This is a genomic window from Cryobacterium sp. MP_M3 (genome assembly GCF_015752155.1).
In the GTDB taxonomy this organism is placed as follows: Bacteria; Actinomycetota; Actinomycetes; order Actinomycetales; family Microbacteriaceae; genus Cryobacterium.
On sequence record NZ_JADOVI010000026.1, the window covers coordinates 1 to 17,648 of the forward strand.

Sequence of the window (17,648 nt, forward strand, 5' to 3'; positions counted from 1 at the left end):
CAAATCCGACAACCGGCGATCAGAGACCGGCTTCACCCACCCCGTACGCGCCATACCCCCAACGTAACACGGGCAAGCTTAACTGAACGGTATTGTCCCTTACCCAGCAGTACGTGAAAAACGTGCAGGTGCAGAACGCGGTGATGAGCGCGAAGACGATGAAAGAGAGAGAGGATGCCGTTGACGCGGCAACCGAGCCGACCCCGGATCGGAAACTCAAGGAGATGCGCCTGGCGATTGGTGTGGAGAAGAAGTACACGAAAACGCAGATCCTCGCCGGCTACCTCAACATCGCCTACTTCGGTGGAACCGTCTACGGGATCGAGGCGGCCAGCAAGTACTATTTTGGCGGTGTCAGCGCCAAGGACCTCACGCTCGAGCAGGCGGCGAGTTTGCTGGCGATCGTGAACTATCCCGAGAAGTTCCGGCTTGACCGTCCGGGCAGTGTGAAGAACGGCGCAGCCAACGGTTACGCCGACAATAAGTCCCGGCGCGACTACATCCTCCACAAGATGCTCACCTACCAGAAGATCGGGGCGGAGCAGTATGCGGCGGCGATCGCGGCACCGGTCGTGCCAACCATCACGGCGCCGACCACCGGTTGCGAGGCGGCCGGCGGGGCGGGCTTCTTCTGCGACTACGTCTACTGGAGCATCCGCGCCGACGCGGCCTTCGGCGCCACCGCAGACAAACGTATTGAGAAGCTCCGCCGAGGCGGGCTGGACATCTACACAAGTCTTGACCTCGGGTTGCAGGCCGCAGCCGAAGCCGCCATTAACGAGAATGTGCCCAGCACGGACTCGCGCTTCGACGTGGGCGCCACGGCTGTGACGGTGCAGCCGGGCACCGGCCGGATCGTGGCGATGGCCCAGAACAAGACGTTCAGCAACGACCCGGAGGTGCTGAACGCGAACGGGCCGTCATGGTCATCCGTGAACTACAACACCGACATTGACTACGGCGGATCCAGCGGGTTCCAGCCTGGGTCCACCTATAAGGTGTTCACCCTCGGGGAGTGGGTCAACGCGGGGCATTCACTGCGCGAGAACTTCGACGGGCGCCGGCGCACCTTCACCCATTTCACCAACAGTTGCGACGGCGACTGGAACGGAAACTTCGCGCCCCGCAACGACGACGGGCGCATCGCCAGCAATGCCATCGACGCGACGAAGTGGTCGGTCAACTCCAGTTTCGTGGCGATGGCGAGCCAGCTCGACCTGTGCAAGATCAAGGAGCTGGCGCAATCTTTCGGAGTGCACCGGGCTGACGACGATCCGCTGGAAATGTTCCCGTCGGACGTGCTCGGCACCCAAGAGGTCGCTCCACTCACGATGGCCGAGGCCTTCGCCGGGATCGCCAACGGCGGAGTGACGTGTCCACCGACCGCCATTGACCGGATCGTTGACCGTTTCGACAAGGAAGTTGCGCGTCCGGCCCCGGACTGCAAGCAGGCAGTGCCGGCTGCTGTCGCCAATGCCATGGCATACGCGATGCAGCAGACGTTCGCGGGCGGTGGAACGGCCACGGCCTCAAATACGGGAACTGGCGTGCCCCACATCGGTAAGACCGGAACGACCGACTCCGCCAATGACACCTGGATGATCGGGGCCAGCGCGAAGGCGGCGACCGCCGTGTGGGTCGGCAACGTCACCGGCGAGGCCAACCTGCGCAATCTGAGGTTCGACAGCGGCCAGGCGGCGACCGCCCGGCACCGCATCTGGCCGCGAATCATGAAAGTCGCTGACGACGCCTGGGGCGGGGGCGCATTCGCTGAACCCGATACGTCCGCCTTACGCGTCTCGCGGGCAGACATCCCGGAGGTGAAGGGCAAGTCCCCGGAAGACGCACGCCGCATTCTCGAGGCGGCCGGCTTCGGAGTCACGGACGCCGGTCAACAAGATTCAGACCTCCCCGCCGGACTCGTCTCGGCAACGGAACCGTCCGGCACAGCGCCACGCGGGGCCACGATCTCCCTCTACACGAGCAACGGCTCCCGAATCCCCACGCCCAAACCGACCGCTTCGGGCTGACCCGGCCCCGGCCGGGGCCGCCCCGCAGGGTTCGTCAGGCTTCACGTGATCGAACGTGTGAGCATGAAGACAGTCCAGGCGTGGTTCCAAGGACTGAATCCCGAACTGGGTGACCAGCCACCCGCTTCCCTATTACGTGCTGAGCCGCTGGACGCAATCGGCCCGAAAATCATTGCGGCGGCACGGTCGTTTATTGCTCACGGGTAGGTGCGGCCGTCGGCTCGGCTGTCTCGGTGGCTATTCGACTTGTTTGGCGATGAAGTCGGCCATGCCGGGCACGGTGAAGGCGACGAAACCGCGTTCGGGCGTGTAGATGTGACCGCTCCGGATCAAGTCTCGGCGGTTGACGGAGAGATCCGTGGTGCGCTTTTTTCGGAGCCGGGTCACGAGTTCGGCCATTGATGAGGGGGTGTCTTTGTCGATGGCCATCGCGGACATGAAGGCCCGCTGGGTCGGGGTGGCCCGCTCCCATCTGGATTGGTAGAGACCTTGTTCTACTTCAGTCCGTGCTGACTCGATGCCAATCTCAGCGTCTTGAAGAGTGATGGTGTCCGTGGCCCGCACGGCCCAGACATGGCTTCCACAGGCTTGAATGAAATAGGGGTATCCCCCGGTAGCCGTCACCGCCGCGTCCAGGGCGTCGGCCTCCCACGCGACTCCGATGGCACGCGCCGGCGCAGTGAGGGCGTCAGAGGTTGCGATGGTGTCGAGCAACCCGATCTGTCGGTAGTCGTAGAGGCGCTCCGCGTAGCTGGTCGCATCGGCGAGCACGGCGGGTAGGGACGGCAACCCCGCTCCGACGAAGACGACCGGAACGGGGAAGATGTCCTGGCCGAGATTATGCAAGGCCACGTTGAGGGCAGCGAGATCCTCGGACGACGCTTCTTGGAGTTCATCGACGGCCAACAGAATGACCGTGTTGGCCTCACGCGCAGCAAGCCCAATGGTTTCCAGGAGTTCCTGGAGATCAACGGCGAGATCTCCGCTGTCGGCCACGCCGCGTTCAGGTTCAACGTCGACGGTGAAGGAGTAGGTCCCTGATGGGTCGACACGCACTTGGAATGAACGCAGCACGCTGGCGGCTTTGGACCAGAGCGCTTTGGCACGGTCAGAGCTTGAGAGAACTCGTCGAAGTGCGAGGTGGAGCTCCTTGGCCAAAGCGACGGCCAAGGGCTTACTACTCGCGGCCTCAACCTTGATAAAGATCAGCTTGAGTTCGGCCGCATCGCGTCCGAGTTGATTGAGCAACACGGTCTTACCCACTCCGCGGAGCCCGGAGAGGATCCAGGGTCGTTCCCCCTCCCCCGTTTCCCGTGCCTGGTAGAGCCGATTGCGGAATTCACTGAGTAGATCGGAACGGCCGGCAAGAACCGGTGGCACCCGCCCGGCGCCAGGCTTGAAGGGGTTCGTCGCAAGATCCATAACTAAAACAATATAGTCCCGAGTAAGCGAATCGTTTACTCGATCATAGAAGTCTCTATAAAGCGGTAAACCTAAAGTTGCGGACAGCCGGCCACCTCGCCGCGAGGGGGGCGATCTCACACAGACATGCGCGCAGGCGGCTGAACCCATTTCCGCCCGCAGCTCCCCGTTCGCGGACCTTTGAGTTCCACACCGTGTCCTCGCCGGCTGCGCCCGAGTACACGGGGTTGATGAAAGCGATCACCTCGGCGAGCTGGTCCCCGAACACTTCACGGCATCGGCTGTCGAGTTCGCACCTACGTCGCCACGCCGACTACGTCGGTTGCGCGATAGTTCCGTAACCGGCGGTCACGTCCGTGAGGGGCCGAGGCTCACTCCGCGATGCCGAGCGACGCCTTCTGCCGTTGTGCGGAGGTCTCCCGCCCGGAACGTTGAGGGTTGCAGTCAGGCTGCTCAGATCCAGGAAGTCCCGCTATCTGGTGTTCGTCACACCGCATTGAAGGACAGTGACCGCTTTCTTGGCGATAACTGTCTCGAGAGGGCGGCCGGATATCGCGAAATCGCCGCCGAGTAGGCGCGGGAGGCGCATGAGTCGTGTGCAGCCCGCGCAGCAGGGCTGGAATCGATGCGGATATGAAAGCTACGAAGCATCACCGTGGGACTCGCCTAGTGCAAGTATCTCTGGTCTCTGGTCTCTGGTCTCTGGTCTCTGGTCTCTGGTCTCTGGTCTCTGGTGACTGCCTGTGGGGCGAAGCCCAGCTTGTCGTAGTTATCGGAGACAGCCACCAGCGGGCTTTGCCGTACTGTCTCGGCGGGAATATTCCACGCACCCGCAAGGGCGGATGTGACGTCGCCGAGCAACGTCTGCATAGCGTGGTGACCTTGGTCCGGGTTGGAGAGGTCTCGAAGGTTGAGCGCGGCGGTGACTTCCGCAGCGGAGAGATATGACGTCTTCAGTTCCTTGGATGAGATCGAATGTGGGCTCCACCGCCGACCGATCTGCCGCTGGACCTAAGCGCGAACGACTAAGCCCCTGCGGCCGGTGACCGGTCGGGGGCGAAGAAATCGTAGCGCTACGCACATCTCCTCGTCCCACCCACAAGTGCGCCGTGTGGGCACGAGGAAGAATCGGCGCAGGAATTATCCCGCCCGGTTCCGTAACGGTCAGTTGCGTAACGCAGTTCGCCGTGTTACGTTATAGATAGAAACGTAATAGAGAGTTGGTTCTAGTGTCAGATTCTCTGATGGCGCCACGCCGTCCCGGTGGTCGTGGCAGCGACATCGGGCGCCCTCGCGACCCGGACATGGATCAGGCGATCCTGCGGGCCACGATTCAGTTGCTTTCCGAGGTCGGCTACGTTCGTGTGTCCGTGGCGGAAGTTGCGCGGCGTGCGGGAGTGAGCAAGCCCGCCATCTATCGACGGTGGTCACAGAAATCCCAGCTCGTCGTCGAGGCGATGGTGACCCAAATGCGTCCCGGGAAGGATAAGGATTCCGGAAGTGCCGCCGACGACCTAGTCGCCCTCACCGAACAATTGATCGATAGCTTGACCCATACACCGCTGGGGCGGGTATTGCCCGGTCTGGTGGCAGAGATGGCGGCCGATCCGGTGCTCGCCACCAGCTATCGCGATCTGATCATCAAGCCGAACCAGGAGCACTGGCGTGCCGCCGTCGAGCGCGGAATTGCCACGGGTGAGTTGGCCATCGATACGGATGCCGACTTCGTTCTCAAATCGCTCGTCGGGCCGTTGTATTTCTGCCTCCTGATCACGGGTGAGCCCATCGCCGCCGGCTACGCACGCGCGGCCGTTGATTTGATCCTTACCCGTTACGGAACAGCCGCCCGCTAACGTCCGTCCGCCTGTACTCCCCTTCACAACACGCCGTCCAACGTCGGCGTTGTTCCAACGCGCCTGCGCCGCATAGCGCTCGCGCGGTTCGAGCACGCTCGTTTACTAGTCGGTCACCCCAGCACGACTAGCCCATTCCACCCCGAGACAGGAAGAACATGACCACCAATTCGATCACCAAACCGCACTACATGCGATCGGCTACCCCAATCCCCTCGTCTGCGATCGCCTCGGCGCGTGGCCTGGTGAAAACGTATGGCAAGGGTGATACGGCGGTGCAGGCTCTGGCGGGCATCGATGTGGACTTCGACCGTGGTGAGCTGACCGCAATCATGGGCCCGTCCGGATCGGGCAAGTCGACCCTCATGCACTGCATGGCCGGGCTGGATACCGTCACGTCGGGCAGCGTGATGATCGACGGCGAGGACGTCCGCCGGATGAACCAGCGCCAGTTGACGAAGCTCCGCCGGATGCGGCTGGGGTTCATTTTCCAGGCGTTCAACCTCGTCCCGACGCTCACCGCGGCGGAGAACATCACGCTGCCGCTGGACATCGCCCGCCGCCCGGTCGACCGCGCTCACTTCGATGCGATCGTCGCCGCTGTGCGGCTCGAGACCCGTCTGCACCACCGCCCCAGCGAACTCTCCGGCGGGCAGCAGCAGCGCGTCGCGTGCGCCCGGGCACTGGTCGCCAAACCTGCCGTGATCTTTGCCGATGAACCCACCGGCAACCTTGACTCGAGGTCTTCCGCCGAGTTGTTGGGATTCCTGCGCCGGTCCGTCGATGATCTCGGCCAGAGTGTCGTCATGGTCACACATGACCCCCGCGTCGCCACCTACGCTCATCGGGTTCTCTTCCTGGCCGACGGGCGACTCGTCGAGGAACTCATCAACCCAACCCAGGCATCCGTTCTTGAGGTCCTCGGCAGCCTCGACGCTACGCCCACGACCGATGCCACCGACGACTCTGTCGCGCTCGCCCCGATTGGCTTCTGATGCGCCGCGTGGCACTACGGGGGATTCGCGCCCACCTGGTGCGGTTCATCCTGTCGATCCTGGCCGTTTCCCTGGGCGTGGCCTTCGTAGCAGGCACCTTCTCCTTGCGCACCATGATGACCTCCACCTTCTTCGGGATCGTCGACTCCTCCATGGCCGGCGACGCGTACGTGCGCGGAACCGAGCCTGTAGCCGGCTACACCACGACCGGGACTACCGGCGAGACCCGCAACACCGTCCCGACGTCCCTCGCCACCCAGATTGCGGGGGTGCACGGTGTGGCCAAGGCGTTCGCTGAGATCTCGGGCCCCATCGTGCTCGTCGGCAAGGACGGCACCGCAGGCACCCGGTCACCCAGCTTCGGCATGGCACTGCACCCCAATGACACCACGGTCACGGTTGTCGCCGGTCGCGCCCCAAGCGGGCCGACCGAGATTGGGCTCGAGTCCGCGACCCTGCGGGCGTCCAAGTTGACGCTAGGAGACCAGACGAAAGTCGTCGTGGCCGGAGTGATTCGGACCGTGCGGGTCACCGGCGAAATCTCAAAGGGAGCCCCGATGGCCGGGGCCACGATTGTCTTCCTCGACGTCCCGTCAGCGACAGCCGCCTACGCTGCGGACGGTATGGTTGCCACGATCGCCGTGTATGCGAACCCTGGAGTGACCGAGGCAGACCTGGTCGAGAACCTGACCCCCGAGCTCGTTCGCGACAAGGCTGCCCGGGCTGAGGCCCTTACCGGCGACGCGATGCGTGCCGAGGCGCGCACGGACATCGAGAGTCAGCTCGGATTCGTGCTCGCGTTCATGCTCGTATTCGCCGGCATCTCACTGTTCGTCGGGGCCTTCATCATCTCCAACACGTTCTCCATGTTGGTACGCCAACGCACACGCGAGTTCGCGCTGTTGCGCGCCGTGGGAGCCTCACCGACCCAGGTATTCGCGTCCATCCTGATCCAGGCCACTGTCGTGGGTCTGCTCGGATCGGCCATCGGCATCGGCGGCGGTCTCGGCCTTGTTTCACTGCTCCGGGTCGGCTTCGCGCAGGTCGGCATGGACCTGTCCGGGTCCACCCCGCTCGACGCACAGACCGTGGTCATCTCCCTGCTCTTGGGGACCGTCGTGGCCGTCGGGGCGGCAGCCTTTCCTGCCCGCCGCGCAGCCCTCACCGCACCAATTGAGGCCATGCGCGAGGCGACCGCGCCGGAGAGGTCCCTTCTCGCGCGCAGCATTGTGGGCGGCATCCTCACGGCAACCGGTGCAGCAGGTCTGGTCGTAGCGGTGCTCGCTCCCGACGACCACGGGTCTGCGATGGTCGGCGTCGGCGCGGGCCTGCTCATGCTGGGGACGCTGTTGCTGGCCCCGTTTCTTGTCCGCTATACCCTCGGCGTGCTGGCCGCGGTGTTTGTCGCCACGGTCAGGCCGCTGGGCAGGTTGGCCCGCGGGAACGTTGTCCGCAATCCTCGACGGACAGCGAACACCGCCAGCGCGTTGATGATCGGCATGGCACTGGTTGGGGCGGCCTCGGTCCTGGCTGCCTCAGCGACCGCTTCCACCCGCGCTATTGTCGACGACGGCTGGAGCTCGGACTTCTCCATTCAGTCCGCAACCGGCAACGTGCCGATCGGCGCGCTGGCCGACACCCGGACCTTGGCCTCCGTCAACGCTGTCGACGTGGTCACGTACGGCCCGGCCGTGACCACGGGGCCAGGCGAAACGGCATCTGCGGAGAATCCCCTCATGGTGGTTGGTCTGCCTGTGGGCGCTTTTGGCCGCAGCGTCACGATCGATACTGTCACCGGCGCCCTGGACACACTCGCGCACGGCCAGATCGCCGTCCAGAAGGCCATCGCGGCAGACCGTGGCTGGCACCTCGGAGACGAGGTCACCTTCCCCTCTCGAACGGGAACCATCGGCGCCCGGATCGGCGCGATTGTTGATACCAGGCTCTTCCGCTCGCCGATCATCGTCTCCGACGTGCTCTTTGCCACGATCATCGAACCTGCGCAGACAACTGTCGAAGATCTGCTCATCACGGCAGCACCGGGTGTGACAGCGGCAGAATTGCGCGCAGACCTCACCGAGGTCGCGTCACCCTACGTGGTGCTCTCCGTCCTCGACACTGAAGACTTCGCCGGGCAGCTCGCCAGCCAAGTCAACCAGATCCTCGTCATCCTGTACGCGCTACTCGGGCTGTCGATCATCATCGCCATCCTCGGCATCGTCAATACGTTGGCCCTGTCGGTGATTGAGCGGACCCGGGAAATCGGTCTTATGCGCGCCGTCGGCCTCGGCCGGCTCCAGCTCGCCGGAATCATCACCATCGAGAGTGTCCTGACCGCCGTGTTCGGCACCGTCATCGGAGTTGTTCTCGGGGTCGCCGTCGCAGCAGTGATGCCGACCGTGTTTGACGGGGTCGGCCTGACCACCCTCGCCATTCCCTGGGCACAACTCGCCGAGATGCTCGTCCTGGCCGTCGTCGTCGGCATTCTGGCCGCACTGTGGCCGGCATCGCGCGCCGCGCGCTTGCCTGTTCTCGACGCCGTTGCCTCCGACTGACGAGCTGACCCGACAATGATCCCAATTCAGACCCAACCCTCAAGAAAACGGAAGTCCCGCACCATGTCAGCCACCCGGCGAACCATCGTCGAACCCCATTCGGTGTGCACGATTCAGGAGACGCACCAATGAACGCAATCATGCGCTGGTTCGTCGCCCTGATCCTGGTCGCACACGGTTTGATCCACCTACTCGGCGCGGCCAAAGGGCTTGGCTGGGCCGAGGTGACCACACTAGCCGAGCCAATCCAACCGGCAATCGGGACTGCCTGGCTGATCGCCGCGCTCGTGATCGTGACGACCGGGGTGCTGCTCGCAGCCCGCAAACGGAAGTGGTGGGTCGCCGGACTTGTCGGCGTCCTCATTTCACAAGCAGTGATTCTGACATCCTGGAGCGACGCCAAGGCCGGCACACTGGCGAATCTCCTGCTGCTTACTGCGCTGGGATACGCGTTCGTCTCCAACGGCCCGACGAGCTACCGCGCCGAGTACCAGCGTCGCATCGAGACCGCTCTTCGTGAACCCGACCAGGACGCGGGCCCGGTCGTGACCGAGGCCGACCTGGCACACTTGCCGGGGCCGGTCGCTGAGCACGTCCGCCGGTCCGGTGCTGTGGGCCAGCCCAAGGTGTTGTCCCTGCACGCCCGAATTCATGGCCGGATCCGCGCCGGAGCGACCTCGCGGTGGATGACCTATACCGGCGAGCAGGTCAACACCTACGGACGCGCTACGAGCCGGTTGTTCTGGATGGACGCCAGCATGTTTGGCCTACCAGTCGACGTCCTCCACGTCTTCGTCGGCCGAGCAGCCAGCATGCGCGTCAAGCTGTGCTCGCTGGTACGGATGGTCAACGCCTCGGGGCCAGACATGGACCGGGCCGAGACCGTGACCCTGTTCAACGACATGTGCATCCTGGCTCCCGCCGCGCTCATCGACGCACCTATCGTCTGGGAACCCATCGACGACAACCAGGTTCGCGGGATATTCACCAACGGCGCTCAGACCGTGACCGCCGACCTGCTCTTTCACAACGGCGACCTGGTCGACTTCGTCTCCGACGACCGAATGAGCACCTCCCACGACGGCGCCACGTTCACCCCGCAACGTTGGTCAACGCCCGTAAGCGACTACCGCGACTTCGACACCCGACGACTCGCCACCCGCGGAGAAGGCCGCTGGCACACCACCGCCCCCCAGGGCCAATTCGCCTATCTCGAATACAACCTCGACGACATCACCTACAACCCCTCCAGTGGTCACTGAGGCCGGATGTTTGTCGCAATCAAGAGGCAACCACCCAGGGCTGGGACAACTACACCCCGGCGGCCGACCACGACCAGCGGTCGTCTTGCCCCGCCAGGATTTGCTCCAAGTTGAAATGGCCATATACCTCATCGAAGCCGCCCTCGAGGCTCCAGGGCGTGCAGTGCTCGCCCGCCAGTGGTAAACGGCACTGTCCTCGCCAAGCAAACATCTCAACCGTTTCGAGCGCTCAAGCCACAAACCAAACCTGGACGAACCAGCGCGATGTGCTGGCCCCATCAACAGTCTCAGGGCGCTCGAGGGGCTCCAAGTCCGAGCAAGTCGCGCTGCCTGAAGGGGTCGGCTCGGGTGAGCGCGACGGGCTACATGCCGTGCCTTGCAACGGAGCGGCCGGTTGCGCCGCCTTCGGGTTCCCGGCGCCGCGGGGCACATCCATCTGCCTGGCGCCGAATGCATCTCGGCTCTCGCCTGCAACGCGGCGTATGCGGCCCGGGTTGATGTCGCACTCATCGGCGAGGGACGATTCGACGCAACCTCGTTGACCGGCAATCTCGTCGGCCATCTAGTCAGCATGGCGACCGGTGCCACCATTGGCGCCACCAAGTCAGCGAACTGCATGCCGTGCGACTGTGCCGCCCGATTGACTTCCCGCACGCTAGATGGTGCGGCGATGTGCACACGAGCGCCGTTGCGGGCCTCTAGCCCTAACTACGTGAAAAGGGCGAGACTAGGTTACTCGGCGGACACCACAATTCCATCCACAAACGCTGGCGCCGACGCTACCGCGAAACGCGATCCTGAGCCGGCACGAGTCCGCGCACGAGAGTCGAGGCGAGCCCCAGAAGGGCATACACGAGGATGAGTTCCAGGGCGCCGAGGGTGAAGTAGATCGACTGCAGGTCCGAGTACTGCCGGATCAGAGCGATCTCCACAAAGATCCAGATCATCATTCCGAAGCCAGCGACGACCGTTGCGATGAGCGCCCAACTGGTGCGGCGCAGCAGCCCGATCGCGCCCGCCAGCTGGGTACCACCAATGACGGCGCCGAGCACGAGTCCCGGCACGAGGTAGTCCGTGAACGGGGTACCGTCCAGGTAGCTAAGGGGGACGCCGCCGCCGTCCAACGCCGCACCTAGGACCCCGCCGCCGAACGCCGATACCGCGCCGAAAAGAAGCAGTCCAATCAGGATGCCGCGTAGCACTGCTGCAGAAATGCTGAGCTTCATGCTCTGAGCATAAACCTCAAGCGTTCCCTCCGACGATTGTCACAGCGCTAACGAGAACCCGTTCGTAAGCATGAGGCAAACTGTGGGCGCGATCAGGCTGCAGCGCCGTAGCGGTCGATGGGTGACTTGGTCATCGGTGGCCGAGTGCAGGAACGAATACCCGGTCGGGAGAGACTTCCCTTTGTTCTTTCTCCCGGCGGATGCACCGAGGGTGCGCCATCCGGCGCCGCCGGGGATTCGGCCCGGAAGACCGACGGCGATGCCGGCGGCACGAAACCATTGGTCGCCGTCCTCGTCGAAGCTGCCGACGAGGCGCCAGGGAGTGCCGTGCGCGCCCAACAGTGGTTGACGGCACTGTCCTCGCCAAGCAAATACCTCACCCGGTTCGAGTGCTCAGGCCACCACCCATACCCGGACGAACCAGCACGATTCGCCACCTACGTGGCTGACGTCGTTCTGAGACGAAACACGCCCGGAACGTGGTGAGCCAACTGGGCGCTCAGCCGGACAACCATCCGACAAATCGATCTCGTCCGGCAGCGAAGACAATGAGACAGGGCGGCACCAGTTCACAGTTCCGACGGCACCACCGTCACCCACAACTCTCGCCAGGGTGTACCTTGTTATACAAGGAACCTGGTCTTGCCAGAAGAGCAGAAAATATTAAGGATGGAGGTGGACTGCGTATGGCAGTAGACAACGAAACCATCCCCTCCCAGCTCCGCAAGGGAGTAGTGGAATTGGCCATTCTCGCGCTCGTCCGGCGCCACGAGGCGTACGGCGCCGAAATCGTCGACCGTCTGGGCGCATACCCCGGCCTGGCGATCACGGCCGGGACCGCCTATCCGCTACTTTCTAGACTTAAGAAATCTGGGCTCATCACCTCGGTCTGGCGTGAGTCCCCCGTCGGTCCGCCGCGCAAGTACTATCGCCTCTCGGCCGAGGGAGAGGGCGCTTTCGGCGGCCTTACCCAGGCATGGGAGGACATGAAGGACGCCATGGACAGCCTCCTTCCGCTCGTCGAACGGACAATCGATTTGAAAACCGAACGTCTACCGAACCCAGCAGCGCCCCCGGAGACCTTCCAATGATCACCCCACAAGTCCCCTCTTTCCCCCACGAATTTGTCCCGGCAACTGTCACAGTCACCGATGATTTCTTCGCTCGGCTCACCGCCGCGGCCCGTTCAACGGGCATTCACTTGCCGGCCGACGCGGTCGGTGATCTTCGCGATCATGTCCTCGACCGCCTCGCGGGCACACCTGGCCTCCCGGCCGACGCTGAGCGTGTGCTGCTCGAGCTCGGCAGCCCTGAGTCCTTGGCCGCCGCCTTCGCCGTTAAGCCATCACGCTGGGGTGCCGGCCGGGTTTTGGGGGTGCCATTCGACCTGCGGTCCCCCACCTCGGAGCGTTACGCGAGCCGTTCGTGGAATCCTCTTGATCGCCACGTGCTCGTTCCGAAGGCGCTGGGCATCGGCTGGACGATCAACTTCGGCGCCATCGCCGTCCACCTCCACGCCGTGCGCCCTGACGACGAGGACATACCCTTCGCTGCAGTTCCGCCGCGAGCGGTCGACGTATCCTTCGTCGGTCCCCTGGCGGCGCTGGTCGGCTTCGCCACGGTCGCGGCGCTCAGCTGGGCGAACCTCCCCGCCATGGTGCCCACTCATTGGGGGCTCCTGGGCGAGGTTGACGAGTACGGGACCCGTGAGTCGGCCCTGCTCCTGGTTTCCGCGATCGCCGGGATTCCCGTTGTGCTGGCGGGCTGGGTTCACGTGCGACGGCGCCCCACATTCAACCGCGTCGGTGCCTCGGCGCTCAGCCTGTCCGGGGTGCTCTTTGCCTCCGCCATACTCGCCCAGACCATTTACACCGTCGACGGTGGTCATGGGCTCTGGCCCACGCTTGTCGGTTTCCTGTGCGCGCTCGCACTCCCCCTCGGTCTGCTCGTCGTGATGTCCCGTATCGGCCGTCGGGCCGAGCAGCGGCGCGACTTTCACTTAGCACCACCACCGCAATCACAACAACCGAAAGGACGCGTTCGATGAACGCCAATCTGTCCGATCTGCCTGCCTGGGCCATCCTCGTGCTCGCCGCTGTCGCCGTCATTCAGGTCACCCTCGACGTGCTCGCTCTGGTCGATCTCTACCGCCGACCCGTCGCGCAGGTGCAATCCGGCAACAAGTGGGTCTGGGTAGCAGTCATCCTCCTCGCGAACATTATCGGAGCGGTACTGTACCTGACGGTCGGACGCAAGCGAGCGGATACCGGCGCCCCGGTGCAGGCATCCACCGGTACGTCAGTTCGCGCCGAGGACGTTGTCGACTCCCTATACAACGACGGTCAGCGATGACCGCCGCGATCGAAACAACCGGCCTCACCAAGATCTACGGCGACAAGCTTGCGCTGGATTCCGTCGATCTCCTAGTCGAGGAGGGGTCGGTCTTCGGTTTCCTCGGCGCGAACGGCGCCGGCAAGACCACTATGCTTCGACTGCTCACCGGGCTTACCCAGCCAACGAGCGGTTCCATGAAGATTGTGGGACAAAATGTCGAGACGGCCGGCAACGCGGTACGGGCTCAAATCGGGGTGCTGCCCGATGTGCCGGGATTCTATGACTGGATGACCGCGGGCGAGTTCCTGCGGTTCGCCGGCGGGCTGTTCGGCATCGAACAAAAGATCCTCGCCGCGCGCTCGCAGCTGCTCCTCGACCAGGCCGGACTCGGCGACGTCACCGCGAGGATCGGCGGATTCTCACGGGGCATGAAGCAGCGTCTCGGTATCGCGCAGGCACTCATCAACGCACCCCGGCTTCTGCTGCTTGACGAGCCGACGAGTGCGCTCGACCCGGTCGGGCGTAAGGACATCCTCGACATGATCGCTGCCCTGCGCGGGCGTACAACCGTTTTCTTCTCAACGCACATTCTCGGCGATGTTGAACGGGTGTGTGACACCGTCGCAATTCTCGATCACGGACGGATCGTCGCGCGGGCGCCCATCCACGAGTTGAAGGCCCGGTACGGGCGGCAGAAGGTGTTCGTGGAAGTCACGAGCGGCGCAGACGCGTTGGCGGAGGAGGTTCGACGTCAGGTCTGGGCAAACGCAGTGTCGACAGGGTCGACCGGTCCCGAGCCGACGGCCGGGGATTCGACCGGCGGCACTATCGAAATCACGGTCTGCGATGTCGCCGCAGCCCGGCGCGACATCCCGGCACTGGTCGCCGCACGCGGACTCGGACTGACGCGCTTCGAAGCGGGCGAGATGGGTCTGGAAGAAGTCTTCGTTGAACTCGTTGGGCAGGTACAGCGATGAGCGGCTTCGCGATTTTCGCCCGCAAAGAGGCTGTGGAGATCCCCCGTACTTGGCGCATCTGGGTGCTCCCAACGATCTTGCTGTTCTTCGCCATCACCGGCCCAGTCATGGCCCGGTTCACGCCCGAGATTGTGACCGCGTTCGCGGGGGACCAGCTCGGAGGGATTCTCATCCCGCCGTCGACGTATCTCGACTCCTACTCCGGGTGGATCAAGAACCTGTCGCAGATCGGCCTGTTCGCGCTCATCATCATCTACGGCGGCATCGTCTCGGCCGAAGCCAAGAGCGGAACCGCCGTCCTGGTACTCACCAAGCCGGTTTCCCGCGCGTCGTTCATCGTTGCCAAGGTCGTAGTGCAGTCCGCTTTTGTGACGCTTCTCGTTGCGGCGGGAACGCTCGTGACCTGGGGGCTCACCCTGATTGTTTTTGGCACGGCGCCCGCGGGCCCGCTGTGGTCATCGGCACTCGTGTGGCTGGTATTCGGCATCCTGTTCGTCGCGATCATGACGCTCCTTTCCGCCCTCATCGATTCGACGTCGGGCGCCGCGGGCGCAGGCCTCGGCGTCTATGTCCTCCTGTCGATCGCCGGCATCTGGAAGCCACTCGGCGACTACTCCCCCGCGGGTCTTCCCGGGCAGTCGGCGGCGCTCGCAACCGGCGCTCAAGTCGACGTACTGTGGTCCGCGCTCACCGCGCTGTTACTCGCAGTGGTCGTCGTCGCCCTCGCGGCCCGAGTGCTAGATCGTAAGGATCTTTAGGTGCTCCGACCTAACCGGGGTCGGTCAAGAATTCGGAGCTTCAACTACGTTAGGCAGCGTTTTCTTGGTGGGCTGGCGTAGTTGAAGTTCCGAATTCTTGTGAGAGATGACCGTAAGAGGATCCCCCTCCCGCACAGACCGGATGAGTTCTCACTTGGCGATTTCATCGCGCGAGCGGACGCCCAGAGATATTCTGAGTCCATGGGCGAGCTCAGCTGGAAATTTGCTTTTCACGATGGTCATTCTGAAATCGGCTCTAGGGCCCGGGCTGCAGCCATCGATGACAGTCTGCTCTTGGCAGCAATCCACAATCTCTCCGAGAGCCAGACCGGATTCATCGATGTTGAGCAACAGATTCGAGAGCTGTCGGGCAAAGACATATCTGTCGATGAAATCGCAGCTCGTGGCGGGCTAACCGTTGAGATGGTCAGACAAGTGCTCGCAGGGGCTGACCTAGAAATGCTTATGCGCGAGCGCTGATGCGTTCTGCACAATACGTTGACACGGCCGGTGGCCGGCTCGTGGGACGATGCCGTTATGCGAATTGATGAGGCTCAGGGGGACGTTCGACGTGTGTACCGCGGCGGCTTCGTAGGACAGTTGGTTTCAGGCGCGCTGTGGCTGATCGCTGCAGCCATCGCGAGTTGGGTATCCCCAGCCGCATCGATCGCGACGCTGTTCTTTGGTGGGATGCTGATTTTTCCACTGACGACGCTCGCACTTCGCGCCGCTGGCGGGCCCACGGCATTGCCCAATGGCCATCCGATGACGGCGCTTGCGACCCAGATTGCGTTCACTGTCCCTGCAGGAATGCTCGTGGCCGTTGCGCTGGGAGTGACGAAACCAAATCTGTTCTTCCCGGCAAGCATGATCATCGTGGGCGCACATTACCTGCCGTTCGTATTCCTCTACGGAATGCGCCTCTTCGCAGTGCTCGCCGCCATACTAATTCTTTGCGGTGCCCTACTTCTCCTATGGTTTCCGATGGGTGCCCCATTTGGAGGGTGGTTCGCGGGTGCACTCCTAATCCTCTTCGCGTTTCTACTGCGCGCCTCGGCGTCGTCCTTCAATGTAAGGCGCGTAAGGAACTAGGGGGCGTTTGAGAAAACGGAGCTCAGAGTACGGTAAGCGCGATTTTTCCTGGTCGTCGGAGTACTTGGTGCTCCGTTTTCCTCATGGCTGGCGGCGTCCTGGGGAGCGGAGTGGTCGGTAGCGGCCGGGTTTGGTGGGGTTGCGCCAGGTGTAGTTGCCGGTGAGGTTGATGTGTTCCCAGCCCAGCGGGGAGAGGTGCTGGATCAGCTCAGGGTCAACGCCGGCGTCTGCGCTTTGGAGCGCTTGGATGGCCCTGTCGAGGTAGACGGTGTTCCAGAGCACGATCGCCGCGGTGACGAGGTTCAAGCCGGAGGTGCGGTACCGCTGCTGTTCGAAGGAGCGGTCGCGGATTTCTCCGAGCCGGTTGAAGAACACGGCTCGTGCGAGGGCGTTGCGGGCTTCGCCTTTGTTCAGGCCCGCGGTCGTGCGGCGGCGCAGGTCGGGGCTTTGCAGCCAGTCGAGGATGAATCGGGTGCGTTGGAGCCGTCCGAGTTCCCGGAGGGCACGGGCGAGACTGTTTTGCCGCGGATACGCGCCGAGTTTCCGGAGCATGAGCGAGGCGCTCACTGTGCCGGTCTTGATCGATGCGGCCAGGCGAAGGATCTCGGGCCAGTGGGTGCGAATCAGGGCAGTGTTCACGGTCCCACCGATGAGGGGATCAAGGTTGGGGTAGGAACGGCTCTTGGGAATGTAGAGGCGCGTTTCGGCGAGGTCCCGGATCCGGGGTGCGAACCGGAATCCGAGGAGGTGGGTGAGGGCGAAGACGTGGTCGGTGAAGCCGGCGGTGTCGGTGTAGTGCTCGCGAATGTCGAGGTCGGATTCGTGGTGGAGGAGACCATCGATGACGTAGGTCGCGTCGCGGACGCCGACGTTCACCAGCTGGCTGTGGAACGGCGCGTATTGGTCGGAGACGTGCGTGTAGATCAGCCTCCCGGGTGCCGACCCGTACTTGGGGTTGATGTGTCCGGTGGCTTCGGCAGAGTTCCCGGCGCGGAACCGTTGCCCGTCGGAGGACGACGTGGTGCCGTCACCGAAGTGCGCCGCGAAGGGGTGTGAGCTGCCGCGGATATCTCGGACAGTGGGCCCTCTTAAAATGAGGGTTCACTGAAAGTAGAGATCAGCATGGCCGCAGCACGTAGGCGTT

Annotated in this window: 15 protein-coding genes and 1 pseudogene; 13 read left to right on the forward strand and 3 right to left on the reverse strand. The window is 63.6% G+C overall.

The window, feature by feature from the left end; genetic code table 11:
• Positions 1-92 precede the first annotated feature (92 nt).
• Both IWX89_RS17415 and IWX89_RS17420 read left to right on the forward strand, forming a co-directional pair.
• Entirely contained in the window at positions 93-2,030 is a 1,938-nt protein-coding gene (locus IWX89_RS17415; RefSeq protein ID WP_255548646.1) for a transglycosylase domain-containing protein, read from the forward strand.
• Between the two features lie 63 nt (positions 2,031-2,093).
• Entirely contained in the window at positions 2,094-2,237 is a 144-nt protein-coding gene (locus IWX89_RS17420) for a hypothetical protein (protein WP_196904804.1), read from the forward strand.
• A gap of 30 nt (positions 2,238-2,267) precedes the next feature.
• Here IWX89_RS17420 and IWX89_RS17425 read toward each other — a convergent pair whose 3' ends face one another.
• On the reverse strand, positions 2,268-3,452 hold the full coding sequence (locus IWX89_RS17425; RefSeq protein ID WP_196904805.1) for an ATP-binding protein: 1,185 nt from the start codon (positions 3,450-3,452) through the stop codon (positions 2,268-2,270).
• A 1,304-nt stretch (positions 3,453-4,756) separates the two neighbouring features.
• Here IWX89_RS17425 and IWX89_RS17430 point away from each other — a divergent pair.
• The 4 genes from IWX89_RS17430 to IWX89_RS17445 all read left to right on the forward strand — a co-directional run bounded on the left by IWX89_RS17430 (position 4,757) and on the right by IWX89_RS17445 (position 10,117).
• The gene (locus tag IWX89_RS17430; RefSeq protein ID WP_196904806.1) at positions 4,757-5,305 is read left to right on the forward strand and encodes a TetR/AcrR family transcriptional regulator; all 549 of its coding nucleotides are present in this window, start codon (positions 4,757-4,759) and stop codon (positions 5,303-5,305) included.
• 191 nt (positions 5,306-5,496) lie between these two features.
• Entirely contained in the window at positions 5,497-6,300 is an 804-nt protein-coding gene (locus IWX89_RS17435; protein WP_196904817.1) for an ABC transporter ATP-binding protein, read from the forward strand.
• On the forward strand, positions 6,300-8,855 hold the full coding sequence (locus tag IWX89_RS17440; RefSeq protein ID WP_196904807.1) for an ABC transporter permease: 2,556 nt from the start codon (positions 6,300-6,302) through the stop codon (positions 8,853-8,855). Before IWX89_RS17435 ends, IWX89_RS17440 begins: the two co-directional genes overlap by 1 nt.
• Positions 8,856-8,983: 128 nt before the next feature.
• The gene (locus IWX89_RS17445) at positions 8,984-10,117 is read left to right on the forward strand and encodes a DUF6544 family protein (RefSeq protein WP_196904808.1); all 1,134 of its coding nucleotides are present in this window, start codon (positions 8,984-8,986) and stop codon (positions 10,115-10,117) included.
• A 779-nt stretch (positions 10,118-10,896) separates the two neighbouring features.
• Here the strand turns inward: IWX89_RS17445 and IWX89_RS17450 are convergent.
• A complete protein-coding gene (locus tag IWX89_RS17450; RefSeq protein ID WP_196904809.1) occupies positions 10,897-11,343 on the reverse strand; it encodes a hypothetical protein in 447 nt (148 codons plus the stop codon).
• A 686-nt stretch (positions 11,344-12,029) separates the two neighbouring features.
• Here IWX89_RS17450 and IWX89_RS17455 point away from each other — a divergent pair.
• The 7 genes from IWX89_RS17455 to IWX89_RS17485 all read left to right on the forward strand — a co-directional run bounded on the left by IWX89_RS17455 (position 12,030) and on the right by IWX89_RS17485 (position 16,504).
• Positions 12,030-12,434, forward strand: coding sequence for a PadR family transcriptional regulator (locus IWX89_RS17455; RefSeq protein ID WP_196904810.1), 405 nt, complete (start codon positions 12,030-12,032; stop codon positions 12,432-12,434).
• Complete coding sequence (locus tag IWX89_RS17460) at positions 12,431-13,390, forward strand: DUF1648 domain-containing protein (protein ID WP_196904811.1); 960 nt, start codon at positions 12,431-12,433, stop codon at positions 13,388-13,390. Before IWX89_RS17455 ends, IWX89_RS17460 begins: the two co-directional genes overlap by 4 nt.
• On the forward strand, positions 13,387-13,695 hold the full coding sequence (locus IWX89_RS17465; protein ID WP_196904812.1) for a PLD nuclease N-terminal domain-containing protein: 309 nt from the start codon (positions 13,387-13,389) through the stop codon (positions 13,693-13,695). The genes IWX89_RS17460 and IWX89_RS17465 overlap by 4 nt, the downstream gene beginning before the upstream one ends.
• On the forward strand, positions 13,692-14,654 hold the full coding sequence (locus tag IWX89_RS17470) for an ABC transporter ATP-binding protein (RefSeq protein WP_196904813.1): 963 nt from the start codon (positions 13,692-13,694) through the stop codon (positions 14,652-14,654). The genes IWX89_RS17465 and IWX89_RS17470 overlap by 4 nt, the downstream gene beginning before the upstream one ends.
• On the forward strand, positions 14,651-15,412 hold the full coding sequence (locus IWX89_RS17475; protein ID WP_196904814.1) for an ABC transporter permease: 762 nt from the start codon (positions 14,651-14,653) through the stop codon (positions 15,410-15,412). Before IWX89_RS17470 ends, IWX89_RS17475 begins: the two co-directional genes overlap by 4 nt.
• 201 nt (positions 15,413-15,613) lie before the next feature.
• Positions 15,614-15,892: a hypothetical protein gene (locus IWX89_RS17480; RefSeq protein ID WP_196904815.1), complete on the forward strand. Its 279-nt coding sequence runs from the start codon at positions 15,614-15,616 to the stop codon at positions 15,890-15,892.
• A 57-nt stretch (positions 15,893-15,949) separates the two neighbouring features.
• Entirely contained in the window at positions 15,950-16,504 is a 555-nt protein-coding gene (locus IWX89_RS17485; RefSeq protein WP_196904816.1) for a hypothetical protein, read from the forward strand.
• A gap of 81 nt (positions 16,505-16,585) precedes the next feature.
• Here the strand turns inward: IWX89_RS17485 and IWX89_RS17490 are convergent.
• Positions 16,586-17,557, reverse strand: a pseudogene (locus IWX89_RS17490) (Tn3 family transposase); the annotation flags it as partial.
• Positions 17,558-17,648 lie beyond the last annotated feature (91 nt).